The organism is Pseudomonas sp. R3-41 (assembly GCF_054161485.1).
Genome location: NZ_CP096421.1, coordinates 3,048,235 through 3,067,054 on the forward strand (window position 1 = coordinate 3,048,235; position 18,820 = coordinate 3,067,054).

The following is an 18,820-nucleotide window of genomic DNA, read 5'->3' on the forward strand; positions in this document are numbered from 1 at the left end:
GTGCAATTCACGCCATGGCCACGATGACTTTGCGGTCACCGGTGAAAGGATTGCGACCGTGTGCCACCAGTCGGTTGTCGAGCATCAGGATATCGCCGGGCTGCCAGGGAAAACTGACGGCAGTCTCGCGGTAGACCTCGCGCACGGTGTCGAGCAGGTCGTCGGCAATCGGCGAGCCGTCGCCGAAATAGACATGGCGCGGCAGGTTCTCTTCACCCACCGCCGCCAGCAGGCTGGCGCGTACGCTCGGTTCGATGGCCGAGACATGGAACAGGTGCGCCTGGTTGAACCAGACCCATTCGCCGGTCTCGGGATGCTGTTGCACGGCGGCGCAACGCTGGCGGGTGCGCAGGTCGCCATCGGCTTTCCATTCCCACTCGATGTCGTTGTCCTGGCAGTAGCGTTCGACTTGGGCACGGTCCTGGGTGTTGAAGACTTTTTCCCAAGGCAGGTCCAGGGCGCCGCTGTAGTTGCGGACATAAAGCAGCTCGCGGCTGGCGAACAGCTCGCGGATCTCGGCAGGCATGCGCTGGTAGATCAGGCGGCTGTCGGCAATCGGGGTCTCGCCGCCGGTTTTACTGGCCTTGATGCAGTGGAACCAGATGCGTGAAGGCCAGGGGCGGGTGTAGGCCTGCTCGTTGTGCAAGGGGATGAATTGATGGGCCGGGTATTCGGTGGAGCTATAGACCCCGGCGAAGACTTTGCTGCGCGGTGTGGAACCGAATTCGTAACTGGCCAGCGGCGCGCCGAAGCTGGCGGCGAAGCGCTTGAAGTCGATGGGGGTGGCAACGGTGAAACCGCGAAACAACACGCCGCCAACGGTGGTCAGGACCTGGGCCACGCGGTCGCGAATCGAGGCGTCCAGGTCGTGGATCGACTGTCCCGGTACCCCTTGCACCAGCACGGGTAGCGATTGGGCGCTTGCATCCGTGGGCGCCATTGAAAAAAGCTCGGAACGCCCGTTCAGGTGTTCGATTGAGGTCATCCTTGTGCATCCTCTTATAGCGTCTTCGACCAGTCACAAGACCTTGAAAGCAGGGCAGCGGTCAGTGTTGTAGGACTCGTCTGTAATGTATGTAAGGCAATACAAGACGCCATACTAGGTACAAATGAGAGGGATTATCAATACTATTTATTTAATTTTTTTTTTGGATTAGACTCCGCTCCGCTGGCGCCAAACAGCCTTCGGCCAGCTCAAAAAAACCTAAAAATATCTGTCGCAGGGGAGCGGGGCGTGAATTTCAAAAAGAACACAATTGCGTTGGCTGTAGGGTCGGCCATCGGCCTGAGCAACGGCGCTTGGGCGGCTGAAGAAGCCGGCAAGATGGAGATCGCTCCAATCACCGTGACCGGTGAAAAGATCGACCGCACCCTCGAAAAGACCCAATCCAGCGTCGTGGTCGTCACCGACAAGAACCTGCGTGAGCACGGCGACAAGGACCTGGTGGATGTGTTTGCCCGTACGCCCGGCGTCTATACCCAGGCCGGCAACGAGAACTGGGGTATCCGTGGCGTGCCAGTATCTGGTTTTGACGACCAGGGCCCGGCGGCCCTCAACGGCGCGGTGTCGGTGTACGTCGACGGTGCCGTGCAGCCGAACCGCGCGCTGACCCTCAGCCCGGTCCCGCTCTGGGATGCCGAGCAGGTCGAGGTTTTCCTCGGCCCGCAATCCACCACCCAAGGTCGTAACTCCCTGGCCGGCGCGGTGGTGATCCGCACCAAGAACCCAACCTTCGAACCGAGCTTCTCGGCCCAGACCAACGTGGGTAACTACGGTGAGCACGGCGCCGCCGTGGCCGGTGGCGGGGCCATCGTCGATGATAAGATCGCCGGGCGTATCGCCGTGGACTATGGCGAAGGTGACGGCTACATCCGCAACACCACGCTCGATAAAGACGCCAACCCGCGTCGCACCAGCAACGTCCGCGGCAAATTGTTGATCCTGCCCAATGACGACACCGATGTCCTGTTGACCTACGCCCACAGCGAACATCGCCAGGGTGACCGCTCGACGATGCGCGGCGCCGATGGCAAGCCGAGCTATTACGACATCGCGTCCAATACCGAGGCCTTCGACAACCTCAAGCAAGACACTTTCAGCGCCAAGGTGGATTACCGCCTGAACGATACCTGGTCGTTGACGAGCATGACCGCCAATACCAGTACGGACTACAGCAACCGTCTGGACTTTGACCAGAATGCGGTGGACAACGAGGTCGTTCTGCGTAAGCAAGACGGCAACCTGTTCAGTCAGGAGCTGCGTCTGAATTACGACTCGGATACGGTGAAGAGTTTCGTCGGTGCCTACTATGGCCACAACACCAACAACTTCCACGACCGGTTGTTGTTCGATGACGTTCTGGTTCGTACCGTCAAAGGTGACACCAAGATTGAAAACAAGGCGGTGTTCGGTGAAGTCAACTGGACGTTCGCGCCGCGCTGGACGTTGATCACCGGCCTGCGTTACGACTATGAGACGAACGATACCGACATCGAGGAAGACGGCCGCTTCGTTCCCGAGAAAATCAAAAAATCGTTTGATGCCGTGCTGCCGAAACTCGGCATCGACTACGAATTGGCAACCGACCAGTACCTCGGTTTCATGGTGCAGAAAGGCTATCGCGGTGGCGGTGTCAACCTGCGCTCCGGTAGCGGCCACCAGGCCTACGACCCGGAATACACCACCAACTACGAGCTGTCCTATCGTGGTTCGTTCTTCGACAAGACCCTGCGTACCCGCGCCAACCTGTATTACACGGATTGGAAAGATCAGCAGGTCAGCGTGCGCCAAGCCGGTAGCAACGTCATTGATATTTACAACGCTGGTCGCAGTGACATCAAGGGCTTGGAAGTCTTCGTCGAAAAAGACATCACCGAACAGCTGACCCTGAATGTCGGTGGCGCTATTACCGATAGCAAATACAAGGATTTCGTTTCTGACAGTGGTCAGGACAGGAGTGGCGAGGCGTTCCTCTACGCGCCTAAATACAAGGCCTCGGTGGGTGGTGTCTATCGCTTCGACGATCGCCTGATCTTCGGCACGGACATTGTCTATCAGAGCACCGCGCCTTCGGAGTACGAGTTCGACGCAAACGGCAAAGTCACGGGTGAACGTAAGAGCGACGCCTATGTGCTGGTGAACTTCAACACCGAATACAAAGTCACCAAGAACGTCGCGGTGTCTGCCTACGTGAAGAACGCGTTCGACAAGGAATACGTCACCAACAACCGCAACGACGACATCATCGACGTTGGCGCACCGCGCACGGTGGGGATGATCCTGCGCTACGACATGTAAACCCATGGGCGCGGGGAGGCAATCTCCCCGCGCCTGTCCTGCAATCTATCGGATGTTTGTTTCCAGGCTGTTCGCTCCCTTCCAAACCCAGCCTCCATGGAGGAAATCATGAGTGCTTTTTCGAATGTCACAGCAGGTGGCGCGCAACAGCTACGCCTGTTGCACACCGGTCTGTCGAGCCCTTACTGCCTTGACTCGACGCCGCTGCTGGAGCGTCAGCAACAGCAGGAGTCCAACGCCCGCAGTTACCCGCGACGCATTCCCCTGGTGCTTGAAAGGGCCCATGGCATTTATGTGCAAGACAGCCGGGGGCAAGTGTTCGTCGATTGCCTGGCCGGTGCCGGAACCCTGGCGCTGGGGCACAACCACCCGGTGATCGTCGAAGCCATCACCCAGGTCATGGCGGCCGGTGTGCCGATGCACACCCTCGACCTCATGACGCCTGTGAAGGACGCATTCGTCCAAGAAATTTTCGCGTGCCTGCCCAGCGAGTTCGCTCGCCACGCACGCATTCAGTTCTGCGGCCCAAGTGGGGCCGATGCGGTCGAGGCCGCGCTCAAGTTGACCCGTACCGCCACCGGGCGACATTCGGTCCTGGCGTTTGAAGGGGCCTATCACGGGATGACCCTGGGGACGCTGGCCATCAGCGGCAACCTGTCGCCGAAAAATGCCCTCGGCGCATTGATGCCAGGGGTGCAGCGCCTGCCGTTCCCTCACGATTATCGTTGCCCGTTCGGGGTGGCCGGCGATCAAGCGGTCACGTTGAACGTTCGTTACCTCGAACATTTGCTCAATGACCCGGAAAGCGGGGTGACCGCACCCGCGGCGATGATCCTTGAGCCAATCCAGGGCGAGGGCGGGGTGATTGCCGCGCCGGACCGTTGGCTGCAGGAGCTGCGTCGGTTGACCCAGGCCCACGGCATTCCGCTGATCGTCGACGAGATCCAGTGCGGCATTGCCCGCAGCGGGCGGATGTTCGGCTTCGAGCAATCGGGGATCACGCCGGATGTCATCACCCTGTCCAAAGCCATCGGTGGCGGGCTGCCGCTGTCGGTGATGGTCTATCACGAGTCGCTGGACGTCTGGCAGCCGGGTGCCCACGCGGGCACGTTCCGTGGCAATCAGTTGGCAATGGCGGCGGGTACCGCGACCTTGCGTTTCATTCGTGATCAAGGCTTGGTCCAGCACGCTGAAACGATGGGCGCTCACCTGCAAAAACACTTGCAGGCACTGCAAAGTGAGTTCGCCTGGATCGGCGATGTGCGTGGGCGCGGCCTGATGCTCGGCATGGAAATCGTCGACCCGCAAGGTACTCCAGACGTACAGGGTCATCCGCCGGTGGACACGGTCCGGGCCAAGGCTTTCCAGCAGGCGTGCCTGAAGCACGGGTTGATCGTCGAGCTGGGCGGCCGTCACGGCGCGACCGTGCGCTTCCTGCCGCCGTTGATCATCACCGAGCAGGAAATCGATTTTGTGGCGCAAATCCTGTTCCAGGCTGCGAGCACGATCAACGAGCGTCCCGCCGGCTGATCATCCGGTTCGGGCCAGCGTCCGGTTTGGACGCTGGCCCGGCCCGACGTGTACTCAGTAGTCCCAGAAGGCCGCTACCCAGCGAAACGCGTCTCCGTTGACCGCCACGCGGCCAACGGAGGGGAACGGTAGGTGAGTAGCGACTAGCAGCTCGCCGGATGCCGCCGCTTCTTGCATGAGGCGGACCCGAACGCGAACCGATTCTTCAGGGTCATGTTCAAAACCGTTCTGCCAATCGGGATGGTCGAAGGCGACCGGGAACAAGGCATCGCCGGCGAACGTCAAGCGCTCCTCGCCGGACGTTACGTGGACCACACTGTGCCCTGGGGTATGGCCGCCGGTGCGCTTGACCACCACACCCGGGGCGACCTCGTAGATTTCCTCGAAGGTGTGCAGTTTGTCGTGGTAGTCGTGCATGAATTGCGTGGCGGTAGCGCGCAGTACGTCCGGTACCGGCGAGGGCATGGAGGTGAGGGAGAAATCCGGTTCGGCCCAGAACGCCACCTCGGTCGCGGCCACGTGGATCCGCAGGTCGGGACGCAGCCGGCTCTTCACCTCATCGACCAGCAGCCCGCCAATGTGGTCCATGTGCATGTGGGTAATCACCACGTCGGTCACCGACTCCAGGTCGATACCGGCGGCGGCCAGGCGCTTGGGAAACTGCCCGGCGCGCGGGAAGCCGGGGAATTGGCCGCCGAGCCCGGCATCGACGAGGATAGTCTGCTCGCCGCTGCGCACCACCAGCACGTTCAGCGCCCAATCGAAGGCGTCCGGGCCCAGGAACATGTCCTTGAACCAGGCCGCGCGGGCGGCTGGATCGGCATTGGTGGACATCGTCGAGGTCGGCAGCGGCAGTACCCCATCGCTGACCACCAGCACGTCGATCTCGCCAATCTTCAGGGCGTAGCGCGAAGGGACCAACTCCTCGTACGAGGTCACGTGCAAGCTCATGGTTGAATCCGGATGCATTCCATCCTGGGCGGCAGGGGCGTTCAAATGCGTGGTCATGGTCGTTCTCCGATGGCTTGGGTCAAGGCTTGGGCGAGCACCGCCTCTCTCGGCATGAGAAAGGGGTGTCGCTGGAGAATGAGTCTGCATCCCGTCGAACCGCGCTCGATACCATACGTGGGTATGTTGCGCAGGCGCTTTAGCGTGATTGACCCCAGCAAAAGGTATGGGCATCCAGTTTGCCGGGGTGAGGGCGGCACAGGCGCTATGGATGCAAACTGACCCGCCACCATCGCGAGCAGGCTCGCTCCCACATTCACTCTTCAGTGCATACAAATTTGATGTCCACCACAGATCCCCTGTGGGAGCGAGCTTATGCGGGGTCGTTCCAGCGCTTGAACCACCAGCGCAGCCGGGAGATGGGTTTGCCATCGGCGTCCAGTGGCCGGCCGTCGTCGGCGTAGGCCTGGGCCGGTTCCAGCAGTTGGCCGTTGAGGTAGCGGGCTTCGACCGCCAGATTGCCGTTGGGGTGCAGGCGGCGATAGCGGCCATCGCGCACGCCGTCGCGATAGACCTCCGCTTCAGCCAGTTGCCCGTCGGGGAAGTAGTTGTTCGCCTCACCGTGCAACAACCCACGGCGATACGTGGCCTGGCGTTGCAAGCCGCCTTCGGCTGCGTAAAAGCTCGCCACGCCTTGCAACTTTCCCTTTACGAACGGCAAGACCGCCGAGACCTTGCCATTCGGGTGATACAGGGTGCTGGTGCCTTGCAGTTCACCTTGGCTGTAGTTGAGCTTCGCTTGCGGGCGTTGGGCTTCTTCGATCTGCAGCGGGCCGTCGAGCCGGCCATCGACCAGTTGCCCGTCCAGCCGGCTGTCGCCGCGTTCCAGGTCCAGTCTTTTCGTGGTCATCGTTGCGTTCCCATCAGTTGACCTTCACCAGGCCACCCTTGATGGTCAGCATGCCGCCGCCGTCCACGGTCTGTTCGGCGGCCGCCTTGTTCACCAGGCTGATGCCGGCGTCGTTGGTGAGGGTGGTGCCAGCCTTGTTTTCCAATGACGTCCCGGCCTGGTTGCTCAGGGCCGTGCCGGCTTTCTGGCTGATGGAGGTGCTGGCCTCGGCCGCCAGGTCCGCGCCGCTCTTGATGGCGAAGCTGCCGCCGCTTTGCAAGGTCAGGGTGCCGCTGACCTTGATGGTCAGGTTGCCGTCCACGGTCAGGCTGTAGTTGCCGGTGACCTTCTGGTCGTAGTTGCCACCGGTGCTGTGGGTCTGGTCCGAGCCCACGGTGACGGTGCGGGTGTCCTTCACGTCGAGGCTGTCGCTGCCGGTCTGGATGGTCACGCTGCGCTTGCCCTTCTCCAGGGTGACGGTTTCGTCGCCGTCCTTCACCGTGCGGGTGCGGGCGTTCTGCACCGTGAGGGTCTCGTCGTGGCCGACGGTGGCAGTGGTGTCGTTGAGCACGTTGATGTTGAAGTCTTTCTGAGCCTGGAGAAACACCTCTTCGGCGTCCTTCTTGTCTTCGAAGCGCAGCTCGTTGAAACCGCCGCCGCCCTTGGACGAGTTGGTCTTGATCCCGGATTGGGTCTGGTTCGCCGGCAGCGCATAGGGCAGGGCATTGGCGCCGTTGTACACGCAACCGGTGACCAGGGGCCGATCCGGGTCGCCGTCGATGAAGGTCACGATGACTTCCTGGCCGATGCGCGGCACGAACTGCATGCCGAAGCCCTTGCCGCTCCAGGGCAAGACCACACGCACCCAGCAGGAGGAGGTCTCGTCGTTCTTGCCGGTGCGGTCCCAGGGGAACTGCAATTTGATCCGGCCGTATTCATCGGTCCAGATTTCTTCGCCGGCCTTGCCCACCACCACGGCCGTCTGGGTGTGCATGCGCGGTTTTGGCGTGATGCGGGCCGGTCGATAAGCCGTGGCCTTGGGGATCGCTTCGAAGCGGTTGCGATAGCTGTCGTGGCTGGCTTCATGGCTGACCGACGTCACCACCCAATCGATATTCAACGTCGTGTCTTCATGGCCGGCGAGGGTGAACCAATACCCCGGCACCAGCCAGCGGCAATCGCTTTCGCCAACGAAACGTTTTTCCTGGCTGCGCAGGCCGTCCACCCGCTGTTTGGTCAGCGCGTCGCCCTGGGCCTTGGCGGTGTAGCTGCCTGGGTGTTCGTACATTGAACTTGGCCCGGCCACGGCTTCGGCCTGGCTGAAGAGCGAGGTGGTCGGCGTGGTGAACTCATAATCGGTGGCCTGGTAAACCCCGGCCACCGCTTGCAGGCACACCTGCCCTGAACGGATGCCGTGCAGTTCCCGCTCGCCCAGTTTTTGCCCGAGATAATTCACCGTCGGCCCGTTGGGGATGGGCGTGAAGGCATCGTTGCTGTCGGCCAGTACCAGCGTGTGCTTGCCGGCTTCATGGCTGAAGAACCAGAAAATCCCGTCTTCTTCCAGCAGGCGCGAGACGAAGGCCAGGTCGGTTTCGCCGTATTGCACGCAGTACTCGCGAGGGGTGTAGCTACCGGTGAGCTTGAGTTGGAAGTCGGTGAAACCGTGGGCCTTGAAAATCGTCGTGACGATATCCGACGTGGCGAGGTTCTGGAACACGCGGTTGTTGCTGGCCAGGCTCAGCCACCAGAGCCAGGGGCGGAGCAAAAGTTGATAGCGCTCGGCGGTGGCATCGGCGGGAAGTTGGCGGATTTCGGCGACCAGCCAATCCAGGGGGCGCAGCAAGGCGTCCTTGTGCAGCGTCGTGGTGACATGGCTGGCGACGGCCGTGGTGAGGTCCAGCGAGGCGCCGTCGTTGATGCCGGTGAGGATATGCGAGCCCAAGGCATTGAGGCGTTCTTCGCCGGACAGTGCCTCAGGGTACAGCGCCGACAGCGAGCTGGCACTGAGGGAAAGGGTGGTGTTGCTGTCGGTGGAGCGGGGCATCAAGCGTCCTCGGCAGGGCGTGAAAAACGGCGACCGTTGTCGTTCAGCTCGTCACATCGAAAAGGATGGGGCGATGATCGGGGCCGGACATATCGAACACATGGGCAAGTCCGGAGATGTCGACCGGCACGACCTTCACGTCCACCGATGCCAGCACCCAGTCGAGAATGCCGCCCTTGCTCTGGGTCTGCTGGCCGTTCCAGCACTCATAGGCAAGCCCCGCCGTATCGAGCTGCCCTACGTTTTGATAATCCAGGTTCAGGTCACCTGTCGCGACCCATTTCCCGCCCAGGGCTGTGCAGGATTTCAGTTGGCTCTTGGTCACGCCGTTCTGGCCAGACTTGAAGTGCGCAAGGAACACGTAGCCGGTATAGCCCTTCACACCGTTGGCCTCCACCGCAATCAGGTCCCGGTTCAGGGTAAACAGACTGCCTTGGCTGATCACTTGCAATTGCTCAAAGCTTTTGACCATGACGATGTAGGCGTTCGAGTAGCCGCCCGTAAACGCATAGACACTGTAATTCTTATAGATGGCCGCCAGGTTCGAGCGGTAGTTGTCGATTTGTGCCGAATGTATTTCACACAAGAACACGATGTCCGCATCCCAGTAGTTACTGGAGCAGCAGTTGTAGAGAAAGATGTCTACTTGGGTTTGCTTTTCCAGGGTGGAAGACTTGCCGTTTTTTTCAACGTTGAAGCTACCGATTCGCATGAGCCTGCTCCTTACTCAAGTACCCACTCCGCCAACTTCCCCGTCACCTGCGTCATCAACACATTCTCGACATCCCGTGCCCCCGCCGCGCTGCACTTGGCCAACACAGCCTTGACGATTCCCGCATCGAATTCGAACTGCTTGCCCGTCGCCGCCTTATAGCGCCCGCGCAATTTCTCCAACTTCGCCAACACAATCCCTTCCAGCGTCGCTTCATCCAGCGGCCGGTACGCCACCACCGTCATGCGCGCCAAAAACGCCGGGCGAAACGCTTGCAGCAGCACCTTGTGCAAGGCTTCGTTGAAGGCGTCGCTGCCCAGTTGCGCCACTGGCGTGTCCAAAAGCAGTTCGGCGCCGACGTTGCTGGTGGCGAGCATCACGGTGTTCTTGAAATCCACCACCAGGCCGGTGCCGTCTTCCATCAGGCCTTTGTCGAAAACGTTGTAGAAAGCTTCGAGCACGTCCGGGTGGGCCTTCTCGATTTCATCCAGCAACACCACGGAATAGGGTTTGCGCCGCACCGCTTCGGTGAGCACGCCGCCGCTGCCGTAGCCGACGTAGCCGGGCGGGGCGCCTTTGAGTTGGCTGACGGTGTGGGCTTCCTGATACTCCGAGAGGTTGATGCTGATCAGGTTGCGCTCACCGCCGTACAAGGCATCGGCCAGGGCGTAGGCGGTTTCGGTCTTGCCCACGCCAGTGGGGCCCACCAGCAGGAACACGCCGACCGGTTTCTGCGGGTCGGTAAGGCCGGCGCGGTAGGCTTGCAGGCGTTGGGCGATGGTGTTCAGCGCCGTGCCCTGGCCCATGACTCGCTGGCCCATGCGCTGGCCGAGGGTGCGCACGGCATGGGCTTCATCGGCGAGCATCTTGCCCACCGGGATACCGGTCCATCCGGCGATCACGGCGGCGACGGTCTTGCTGTCCACCTGTTCGGGCACCAGCGGATCGTCCTGGCGAATGGCATCCAGGCCCGCCTCCAGGCGCAGCAGTTCGGCGGCCAGGTGATCAATGCGATTATCGATCTCGGTGTCGGCTTTTTCACTGTCGGCGCGTTCGCTCAGGGTGAGCAGTTCACGCCGGGTGTCGAGTAGTTCGCGCACGGCTTCGCGCTCTTCGCCCCAGCGGATTTCCAGCTCGCGGATGGCCTGCACGTTGCTGGTCGATTCGCTTTCCAGCAAGGTGATGCGCTCGCGATGATCCAGACCGGTGGCCTGTTCCCGGCGCAGGCGTTCGACTTCATCCTTGAGGCTGTTCTGCCGGTGGCGCAGGCTTTCCAGCGGCGGCGGCACGTCGTGCTGGCCGAGGGCAACCCGGGCGCAGGCGGTGTCGAGCACGCTGATGGCCTTGTCCGGCAACTGGCGCCCGGAGATGTAGCGGTGGGACAGCTTCACCGCCTCGTGGATGGCCGCGTCGAGCACTTGCACGCCGTGGTGCTGTTCCAGTTTGCTCGCTACGCCCCGGAGCATTTCCACGGCGGTGAGTTCGTCCGGCTCCTCGACTTGAACCAGTTGGAAGCGGCGGGCCAGGGCCGGGTCTTTCTCGAAGTATTTCTTGTATTCCAGCCAGGTGGTGGCGGCCAGGGTGCGCAGTTCGCCCCGGGCCAGGGCTGGCTTGAGCAGATTGGCCGCGTCGCTGCCGCCCTCCGCACCGCCGGCGCCGATCAGCGTGTGGGCTTCATCGATGAACAGGATAATCGGCTTTTCGGCGCTGCGTACCGCGTCGATCACGCCCTTGAGGCGCTGCTCGAACTCGCCCTTGACCCCGGCGCCGGCCTGCAACAGGCCCAGGTCGAGTACGCGCAGGGTGACTTCCTGCAACGACGGCGGCACATCCCCGGCGGCGATGCGCAGGGCCAGGCCTTCCACCACGGCGGTCTTGCCGACCCCCGGCGCGCCCACCAGGATCGGGTTGTTCTGCCGGCGCCTGAGGAGGATGTCGATGCACTGGCGGATTTCGCCGTCGCGGCCGACGATGGGGTCGATGCGGCCGTTGCGGGCGTCGGCGGTCAGGTCCTGGGTGTACTGGTCCAGCACCGGGTCCTGTTTCTGGGGGACCTCGCCGGGTTTGGCCGTGCGCACGCCACCGACATGTTCACGGGAGCTTTCGGTCCATTCCAATAGATGGGCGCGCAGGGCATCGCGGGGAATACGCAGCAACGACGAGGCGCTGTTGAGCAACAGGCTGCGGCGCTCGTCACGGTCCAGCAGGGCCAGCAGCAACAGCCCCGAGCGGATGCTGTCCAGGCCCAGCACACTGGCCTGGACCACGGCATCTTCCAGCAGGCCAATGGTTTGCGCCGACAGGGCGGGCGTACGGGTGCTGCCGGATTTGAACAGGTCCAGGGCCTTGTTGGTTTCGGCGGCCACCGCGTCACGTTCCAGGCCGAAGCGCGGCAGCAGGCAGGCGAAGTCACCGCCCTCGATGTCGAGCAACTCCAATAACAAGTGTTCGATTTCCACGTAATGGTGGCTGCGCTGCAGGCAGCGTTGTGCCGCCCGTTCCAGGGCGCGGCGGTTGTCCGGGTTGAGGCGTCCGATCAGGCTGGCCAGTTCCATTTCAGGCGATCTCCGGCTGGCGAAGGCGAGTTTCGATCCGTTGCACGGCGAGGGTTGGCTGGCGTTGCAGGCCACCGTTCCAGTTCAACCGTGGCGCGGCCTGACGGTCCAGTTGCAGTGGGCCGGCGCCGCGGATCAGCAGCGCCAGGGTGCAATCCAGGTCAGGGCCGAAATACAAGGCAAAAAGGCTGGCGAGCAACGGATGGGCTTCCCCGGTGGGCAGCAATCCACTGGCCTGGGCCGTGCTCAGCGGGCCGAGAGTCAGGCGCACGCCGGCATGTTCGTCCCAGACCCGAGTGCCGGCCACGGCGTTGCGACCCAGGCGCAGGTTGCGCCCACCCGGTTGCAAGCGGCTACGGCTGGCCGGCGGGATCTCACGCCAGCCACCTGCGTAGGCGCTCAGCTCCACGGGCAAGCCGAACTGTTCACGGACAATCGCCGCGAACCCCTCCAGGGAGCGCCGGCCATCGGCATACAGCGCGGTGCAGGCCAGGACCGCCGAGTCAGGTGCGGCCTGGCGTTCCTGCAAGGCCTTGGGCAACAGGCCGGTCAACGCGCGCAGTTGCGCGTGTACGGCGGACGCGCCGGGCGCCGTGAAACCGAGGGCGATGCGATGTTTGCGCATCACCTTGTACAGCAGGCTGAGCAGGCGATGCTGGAACAGGTCGAGGAATTCCGCCGGGGCATGGTCCTTCGCCCGCGCCCGTTGTTGCAGCCATTCCTGGTAGGCGTAGGGCAGCGGACCGTCCGGGCCACCGAGGCCGAAGATCGGTGTGGTCAACGTGGGCGGCAGGCCGGGTTCCTGGCCCAGGCTCTCCACTTCACTGGCGGCGAACAGCGGCGTCAACGGCCCACGCAGGCGCAAGGCTTCGGCATGCGGTGCGGTGCCGCTGCCCAGGGGTTCGGCCTGGGGATGTTCGCGTTCGAGCAACAGCAAGGCCTGGAGCCATTCGAAGCGTTGCGGGTCGCGCCGCAACCGTTCGCTCAGGTTCAGAGCACCAGGGGTTTGCCGGCTTGGGGTTGCCATGTCTTCACCTCCTTGTCGGACTGGACCAGCACGGTGCGCACGAAGCGATTGGCGGTGGCGTAAAGGGAAAAGAACTGCGCCAGCACCCCGGAGAACAGCACCGCGCTGCTGCCGACGAAGTGTTGCGGATCCAGTTGCAGGCGCACCTCCAGGCCGTTTCGCCAACCGCGCCAGGCGTCTTCGCCAACATGGGCGATGACCCGATCGCAGCCCAGTCCCGCAACCCCTCCGATCTGACGGTGAGCACTGGCCTCATCCCGCAGGTTGTGTAACTCGAGAATCTCGCGCAGTGCGTCGAGTGCCTGGGGGCCTTCGACCAGTGACAGATGGTTGAGGGTCAGTTGCGACACCAGCCGCCAGCGCGATTCACCGTCCAGGCGCGGCAGGCTTTGCGGGCTGGGTGGGTTGCGCAGGCGCGCCCAGGCCACCGGCCCCGGGCGCTCGAAACCCAGGGGCGTGCCGGCCGGCAGGCTTTGGGCCAGGTGGCGGTTGGTGCACAGCAGTTCGGCGGTGAGGCTGTAGTCGCGAGTGTCGGCCAGCGGGTCGAACTGGGTGTCCACCAGGCTGATCATCAAGTCGGTGCCCAGTCGGTTCGGGCTCATGCCGCTGACCCGGCGCGCATGCCAGTAGCAAGTTTGCTCGTTGCCATGCTGGCTGCCGTAATAGGCCGGCACTTTGCGCACACCCTGGCTGGAGATGGCGCGCATGCCCCGGATGCTGTGGATCTCGACGCTGTTTTCCCGATGACTGTCGGCCACCAGCCGGTACTCGCTACGGGTGCCGTCCGGGCGCAGCGGTTCGGACGTGCGGGGAAACAGGTTGATCACCGGCGTGCAGCCCAAGGCGATGTCGCTGGCCTGGAGCGGCAGGCGACTGCTGGGCGCGCGGTCGAATACGATGTACAGGTACAAGGACTGGCTGTCACTGGTGGCGCCGGCCAGGGGCAGGTCGAAGAAGCTGAATTTATCCGGAAAGGCAAAGTATTCGGCCAGCAGGCGCATGCCCGGGTGCACGCCGTCTTCGTCTGGCAGCAAGACCTGGTCGCTGGCGAAGCCGACGATCTGCGGCAGGCCAGCCAACGGTTCCGGCACGCTTCCCGGTGCGGCGGCCAAGACCTTGATGGCGTGAGCGCCCAGCAGATCGTACAGCCCGGCGTTGATCATCGGTGACGCCGCCAGGTGCACCCGCAGCGAGTCGATCCCCAGCGTTGACCACTGGCTTTCCCCCAGGCAACGCAATTCCAGGCGCAAGGCCGAGCGGGCCTGGACCACGCCGGTCAATGCCTGGGCTTCATCGCTGCCCAGCAGCAATGCTTCGCTGACCTGTACCGGCCACAAATGGACAGCGGCGGTGGTGCGAAAGTGAATGCTCTGGCCTTTGTCGGTGGTGACGAACAGCGGCGTATCGCGGGGCAGCGGATAGCCCTCGTTCAAGTTGCCTTTGCTCGGGTCGGGTTCGAACTGCACGATGGCGCACGACGGCAAGGGCCGCATGGCCAGCGGGTAAAGCTGTTCGAGCAGGGCATCGCTGAATTCGGCGTAGTCGTCGTCCAGCCGCCGTTGCAAGCGCGCGGCCAGCAGGGCGAACCCTTCCAGCAGGCGCTCGACATGGGGGTCGGGGCACTCGCCGGGGGAGAGCTCCAGGCGCCGGGCGACCTTGGGATAACGCTCGGCGAACAGGTTCCCGGCATGACGCAACCAGGTCAGTTCGCGTTGGTAATAGTCCAGCAGTTGCGGGTCAATCGAGTCGCTCATGGCGCACCTCAAGGCCGTCGCCGGCGTGCTCGATGACAAAGGCCACGGGCCAGGCATGCACGTCGCCGCGCAGCTCGCCCGACAGCCGTATGCACAGCTGCTGCGGATGGCCCGGCACCGGGCAGACCTCGATCTCGCCCAGGTGCAGGCGCGGTTCGAAGTGGGTGATGGCCTGGCGGATTTCCCGGGTCAGTTGCCGCCGGTCATCGCTGCGTTGCTGTTGCAGCGCGGTCCAGTCGGCGATGCCGTAGTCGAGGATGCTCGGGGGTTCGGTCAGCGCCCGTGGGCCGCGACGGGTATTGAACAGGCGCGACAGCTCGGCATGCACCGAGTCTTGCAGCGCCCGTCGGTCAAACGCCCGCCCGGTATCGCCCGCCAGGCTGGCCAGGCGTTCGAACAGGGGCGGGCGCAGCCCGAAGCCAGCCATGGGCACGGCTTCCTTACTTGGTCATTTTGTTGGCGGCCAAGTCCCAGGTCGTGCCGGCCGTGCCTTCCTTGGTGCCGTCGTCTTTCTGTGCGGTGAGCTCCCATTTGATCTTGGTGAAATTCAGCGACAGGGTTTCCACGGGTTTACCGCCGGTGCCGCCGCTGACACTGACGTTGGACAGCACGACATTGGTCAGGGTATAGACGATGAAGGGCATGATCTGGCCGCTGCCTTCGGCGGCGTTGCGGCCGATGGTGACGACGGCTTGCGGGATGGGCTTGCCGGCGCAGCAATATTCGTTGAGCGACGGGGTGGAGCTGTCGATGAATTTGGTCAGGGTGAATTCGCCGATGTGGGGCCGGCCGGAGGTGCGCTCCGAGTTGCTGACGTCGTTGGTGACCTGCATGGCCACGTTATGGCTGTAGGACATGACCTCGATCTTGTCCGTGAAACCCTCCAGCAGGCTGTCGCCCTTGATGTCGCCGCCGAGGTCGAGAATGATTGCATCCATTGTGTGGAACTCCTGAAGAAGACGAATGAGGCAGTGCCCGATACCGATGAATTAACCTGTGGCCAATGCGCTTGCTGTGGCTAGAAAGCTTTTTGTGGCCGGAGCGCTTTTTGTGGCAATGGAGCTTTTGTGGCTGGAGCGCTTTTTGTGGCAATGGAGCTTTTGTGGCGAGGGAGCTTGCTCCCGCTGGGGCGCGAAGCGGCCCTGTTTTTTGGGACTGCTGCGCCCGAAGCGTCGGACCGGTCCAGCGGGAGCAAGCTCCCTCGCCACAAAAAGCTCTCCAACCACATAGCCACACAGTCACACAGCCATACAGTCACGCCGTGGTCAGGCAGCTACCGGTGGTGGCAACGTCGCCACCAAACGGATCGAGGCGGTCAACTCCTCCAATTGGAAGTGCGGCCGCAGGAACACCGTGGCCTTGTAGGCGCCAGGCTTGCCGGCCACCTCGGTGACGTCCACCCGGGCTTCGCGCAACGGATACTGCGCCTTGATCTCTTGCGGCGCGTTGTCGTTGATCAGCACGTAGTCGGCGATCCAGTTGTTGAGGTAGGTCTGTACGTTGTCGCGGGTCATGAAGCTGCCGACCTTGTCGCGCATGATCACCTTCAGGTAATGGGCGAAACGCGAAGCCGCGAGCACATACGGCAACATCGCCGAGATCCGCGCGTTGGCGTTGGCCTCGTTGGTGTTGTAGACCTTGGCCTTGTTGGTGGTCTGGCCGCCAAAGAACACCGCCACGTCGCTGTTTTTCTTGTGGCACAGGGAGATGAATCCCAGGTCATTGAGTTCTTTTTCACGGCGGTCGGTGATCGCCACTTCGGTCGGGCATTTGAGCGACAGGTCGCCGGAACTGGTGCGGAAGGTATGGGCCGGCAAGCCTTCGACTGCGCCCCCGCCCTCGGCCCCGCGAATCGCCGCGCACCAGCCATATTTGGCGAAGGCTTCGGTGATGCGTTGCGCCAGCGTCCAGGCGGCGTTGCCCCACAAGTATTTGCTGTGGTCGGTGCCGTTGACGTCTTCGACGTAGTTGATGCCTTCCACCGGCAAGGTGTCCGGGCCGTAGGGCAGGCGCAGCAGGAAGTGCGGCAGCACCAGGGACACGTAGCGCGAGTCTTCGCTTTCGCGGAAGGCGCGCCACTTGATCAGTTCCTGGCTCTCGAAGATCTTCGACAGGTCCCGTGGGATCGCCAGTTCGGTGAAGCTGGTCATGTCGAACAACCGCGGACTGGCGGCGGCAATGAACGGGGCGTGCGCGGCGGCGGCGACGTTCGAGAGTTTTTCCAGCAGGCCGATGTCCTGCGGATGCCGGCCAAAGGTGTAGTCACCCACCAGCAGGCTGAACGGGTGGCCGCCGAAGGTGCCGTATTCTTCTTCGTAGATTTTCTTGAACAGCGCGCTCTGGTCGAATTCGACGGCTTTTTCCAGGTCGTTCTGCAGTTCTTTCTGGGTGACGTTGAGCAGGCGCAATTTCAGCCGGGTGCTGGTTTCGGTGTTCTGCACCAGCAGGTGCAGGCCGCGCCAGGAGGCTTCGAGTTTCTGCAGTTCGGGGTGGTGCAGCACTTCGTTGAGCTGGGCGCTGATCAACTGGTCGATCTGGCTGATGCGGTCGTTGATCATCGCCACGGTGTCCTTGTCGATGGCCATGCCTTCGTCGAGGACCTGGGTGGCGAATTCGGCCAGCATGTCGCGGGCGTAGTCTTGCTGGCTGTCGTCGTGGGCCATGCGGCCTTCGGCGATGATCTTGTCCAGCAGGGACAGGGTCTGGGTCGTGCTCTCGCTGGTTTGAGCGCTGGATGAAGCAGGCATGGCTTTATCTCCCTTGAATGAGGCGCGCGATCAGGCCTGTGGCTCGGCCGGGGCAGGGTCATCGTTGGCGGCGACGGTCGGCAGCTCTGGCGTCGTGTCCTGGGGCCGGGCCGATTTGATCTCCTGCAGGCCTTCGGTGTTGGCGATCACGTCACGCAGCAATTTGTCCAGGTCGTCGTTGCCGTCGAGCTTGGTCAGCAAGTCCCGCAGGCGTTGGCGCGCTTCGAACAAACGGCGCAACGGCGTGACCTGCTCCACGACCTTGACCGGGTCGAAGTCGTCGATGTGACGGAAGTTGAGCTCGATGTTGAGCTTGCTGTCGTCGCCGCTGAGGGTGTTGTTCACCTGCAGCGTGGCGCGGGGGGAGATGGAGGCGAGCACCTCGTTGAAATTGTCCCGATCGATTTCCGTGAAACGCCGCTCGTTGAGCTTGGGCAGCGGGTCCAACGGCTTGCCCGAGAGGTCGGCCAGAATGCCGACGACCAGTGGCAATTCTTTTTTCTCGATGGCGTTGCCAATTTCCACGTCGTAGGTGATCTGGACGCGGGGAGGGCGGACTCTGTCGAGCTTGTGCTGGGTACTTTCTGCCATGGCGGCCGACTCCGATGCATGTGTGGGAGCAATGCATCGGGAGTCCCGCTCATCGCATTCCCTTGCTGATCCGCAGGTTGCAAATGGGCGGCAGAAAACCTGTCATTCCCTTGACGAACCTGGTCCATTCAACCGTGTGGGTCGAACTATCCAAGACGCTAGAACAGGTCTATAAAAAAGCAAGCAAAAACAATTTTTGACCGCTGAGAAAAGGAAGATTCATTTTGCGTGGGTTTTTTTATGGATTTTTTTTGAGCCTGGCACTCTCCGGTTGCTCGCTCTTCGCCCCCAGTGTCGACCTCGACAGCTTGACCCTGGACGTCGCTTCCGGCGCCAACGACGACACGCCGATCGCGGTGGATTTCATCGCGGTGAACGACCCGGACCTGCTCAAGCAGCTGTCGGGCATCACCGCCAGCCAATGGTTCGCCGAGCGCGAACAGTTCCAGCGCGACTATCGTCAACTCATGTCGGTGTGGGGGCTGGAGTTGGTTCCGGGGCAGTTCATCGACCGTCAACCCTTCCCGTTGGAGGGCCGGCGCGCCGCTGGACTTTTGGTCTTCGCCAGCTATAACACTCCCGGAGCCCACCGGCTTCGGCTGGACGATCAGCGCAAGGCCTGGCTGAAGTTCGACAGTCGCGAGATGACCCTGGTCAACGATGGCCAGCGCGATGACAGCCAGCCTTGAGTGAACCGCGGGCCGCCTTGCGCGGCGACATTGGAA

The 18,820-nt window shown here is 62.6% G+C and carries 15 protein-coding genes; 3 read left to right on the forward strand and 12 right to left on the reverse strand.

The features are described from left to right. Positions 1–7 precede the first annotated feature (7 nt). Positions 8–985 carry a TauD/TfdA family dioxygenase gene (locus M1D99_RS13735; protein ID WP_434575911.1) on the reverse strand — a complete coding sequence of 326 codons (978 nt, stop codon included), beginning with the start codon at positions 983–985 and terminating at the stop codon, positions 8–10. 249 nt (positions 986–1,234) lie between these two features. Between M1D99_RS13735 and M1D99_RS13740 the strand changes: the two genes are divergently transcribed. Continuing rightward, entirely contained in the window at positions 1,235–3,298 is a 2,064-nt protein-coding gene (locus M1D99_RS13740) for a TonB-dependent receptor (protein WP_434575913.1), read from the forward strand. Positions 3,299–3,406: 108 nt separating this feature from the next. After that, positions 3,407–4,828, forward strand: coding sequence for a diaminobutyrate--2-oxoglutarate transaminase (locus tag M1D99_RS13745; RefSeq protein WP_434575915.1), 1,422 nt, complete (start codon positions 3,407–3,409; stop codon positions 4,826–4,828). 54 nt (positions 4,829–4,882) lie between these two features. Here M1D99_RS13745 and M1D99_RS13750 read toward each other — a convergent pair whose 3' ends face one another. The 11 genes from M1D99_RS13750 to tssB form a co-directional block, all read right to left on the reverse strand. Continuing rightward, positions 4,883–5,836 (reverse strand): MBL fold metallo-hydrolase, encoded by a 954-nt coding sequence (locus tag M1D99_RS13750; protein ID WP_434575917.1) that lies wholly within the window; start codon positions 5,834–5,836, stop codon positions 4,883–4,885. Between the two features lie 313 nt (positions 5,837–6,149). Then, entirely contained in the window at positions 6,150–6,686 is a 537-nt protein-coding gene (locus M1D99_RS13755; RefSeq protein WP_434575919.1) for a toxin-antitoxin system YwqK family antitoxin, read from the reverse strand. A 13-nt stretch (positions 6,687–6,699) separates the two neighbouring features. Further along, entirely contained in the window at positions 6,700–8,709 is a 2,010-nt protein-coding gene (gene tssI / locus M1D99_RS13760; protein ID WP_434575921.1) for a type VI secretion system Vgr family protein, read from the reverse strand. 43 nt (positions 8,710–8,752) lie between these two features. Beyond that, positions 8,753–9,421: an endonuclease/exonuclease/phosphatase family protein gene (locus M1D99_RS13765; protein WP_186704834.1), complete on the reverse strand. Its 669-nt coding sequence runs from the start codon at positions 9,419–9,421 to the stop codon at positions 8,753–8,755. 11 nt (positions 9,422–9,432) lie between these two features. Beyond that, positions 9,433–11,976: a type VI secretion system ATPase TssH gene (tssH, locus tag M1D99_RS13770; RefSeq protein ID WP_434575923.1), complete on the reverse strand. Its 2,544-nt coding sequence runs from the start codon at positions 11,974–11,976 to the stop codon at positions 9,433–9,435. A gap of 1 nt (position 11,977) precedes the next feature. Next, positions 11,978–13,003: a type VI secretion system baseplate subunit TssG gene (gene tssG, locus M1D99_RS13775; protein ID WP_186704836.1), complete on the reverse strand. Its 1,026-nt coding sequence runs from the start codon at positions 13,001–13,003 to the stop codon at positions 11,978–11,980. Continuing rightward, positions 12,967–14,757, reverse strand: a complete 1,791-nt coding sequence (tssF, locus tag M1D99_RS13780) for a type VI secretion system baseplate subunit TssF (RefSeq protein ID WP_434575926.1) — start codon at positions 14,755–14,757, stop codon at positions 12,967–12,969. Before tssF ends, tssG begins: the two co-directional genes overlap by 37 nt. Beyond that, entirely contained in the window at positions 14,741–15,184 is a 444-nt protein-coding gene (gene tssE / locus M1D99_RS13785; protein WP_434575928.1) for a type VI secretion system baseplate subunit TssE, read from the reverse strand. Before tssE ends, tssF begins: the two co-directional genes overlap by 17 nt. Before the next feature lie 13 nt (positions 15,185–15,197). Next, a complete protein-coding gene (locus M1D99_RS13790; protein ID WP_186704839.1) occupies positions 15,198–15,695 on the reverse strand; it encodes an Hcp family type VI secretion system effector in 498 nt (165 codons plus the stop codon). 327 nt (positions 15,696–16,022) lie between these two features. Continuing rightward, a complete protein-coding gene (tssC, locus tag M1D99_RS13795; RefSeq protein WP_186704840.1) occupies positions 16,023–17,504 on the reverse strand; it encodes a type VI secretion system contractile sheath large subunit in 1,482 nt (493 codons plus the stop codon). A gap of 30 nt (positions 17,505–17,534) precedes the next feature. Next, positions 17,535–18,095, reverse strand: a complete 561-nt coding sequence (gene tssB, locus M1D99_RS13800) for a type VI secretion system contractile sheath small subunit (RefSeq protein WP_207967163.1) — start codon at positions 18,093–18,095, stop codon at positions 17,535–17,537. Positions 18,096–18,319: 224 nt separating this feature from the next. On the opposite strand from tssB, the gene M1D99_RS13805 reads away from it, so the two are divergent. After that, positions 18,320–18,784, forward strand: coding sequence for a type VI secretion protein (locus tag M1D99_RS13805; RefSeq protein ID WP_186704842.1), 465 nt, complete (start codon positions 18,320–18,322; stop codon positions 18,782–18,784). Positions 18,785–18,820 lie beyond the last annotated feature (36 nt).

What these genes read in the sequence shown, in the direction of transcription:
- M1D99_RS13735 (WP_434575911.1), bottom strand. Translation starts at nt 985, where the DNA reads ATGACCTCAATCGAACACCTGAACGGGCGTTCCGAGCTTTTTTCAATG.
- M1D99_RS13745 (WP_434575915.1), top strand. Translation starts at nt 3,407, where the DNA reads ATGAGTGCTTTTTCGAATGTCACAGCAGGTGGCGCGCAACAGCTACGC.
- M1D99_RS13750 (WP_434575917.1), bottom strand. Translation starts at nt 5,836, where the DNA reads ATGACCACGCATTTGAACGCCCCTGCCGCCCAGGATGGAATGCATCCG.
- M1D99_RS13755 (WP_434575919.1), bottom strand. Translation starts at nt 6,686, where the DNA reads ATGACCACGAAAAGACTGGACCTGGAACGCGGCGACAGCCGGCTGGAC.
- tssI (WP_434575921.1), bottom strand. Translation starts at nt 8,709, where the DNA reads ATGCCCCGCTCCACCGACAGCAACACCACCCTTTCCCTCAGTGCCAGC.
- M1D99_RS13765 (WP_186704834.1), bottom strand. Translation starts at nt 9,421, where the DNA reads ATGCGAATCGGTAGCTTCAACGTTGAAAAAAACGGCAAGTCTTCCACC.
- tssH (WP_434575923.1), bottom strand. Translation starts at nt 11,976, where the DNA reads ATGGAACTGGCCAGCCTGATCGGACGCCTCAACCCGGACAACCGCCGC.
- tssG (WP_186704836.1), bottom strand. Translation starts at nt 13,003, where the DNA reads ATGGCAACCCCAAGCCGGCAAACCCCTGGTGCTCTGAACCTGAGCGAA.
- tssF (WP_434575926.1), bottom strand. Translation starts at nt 14,757, where the DNA reads ATGAGCGACTCGATTGACCCGCAACTGCTGGACTATTACCAACGCGAA.
- tssE (WP_434575928.1), bottom strand. Translation starts at nt 15,184, where the DNA reads ATGGCTGGCTTCGGGCTGCGCCCGCCCCTGTTCGAACGCCTGGCCAGC.
- M1D99_RS13790 (WP_186704839.1), bottom strand. Translation starts at nt 15,695, where the DNA reads ATGGATGCAATCATTCTCGACCTCGGCGGCGACATCAAGGGCGACAGC.
- tssC (WP_186704840.1), bottom strand. Translation starts at nt 17,504, where the DNA reads ATGCCTGCTTCATCCAGCGCTCAAACCAGCGAGAGCACGACCCAGACC.
- tssB (WP_207967163.1), bottom strand. Translation starts at nt 18,095, where the DNA reads ATGGCAGAAAGTACCCAGCACAAGCTCGACAGAGTCCGCCCTCCCCGC.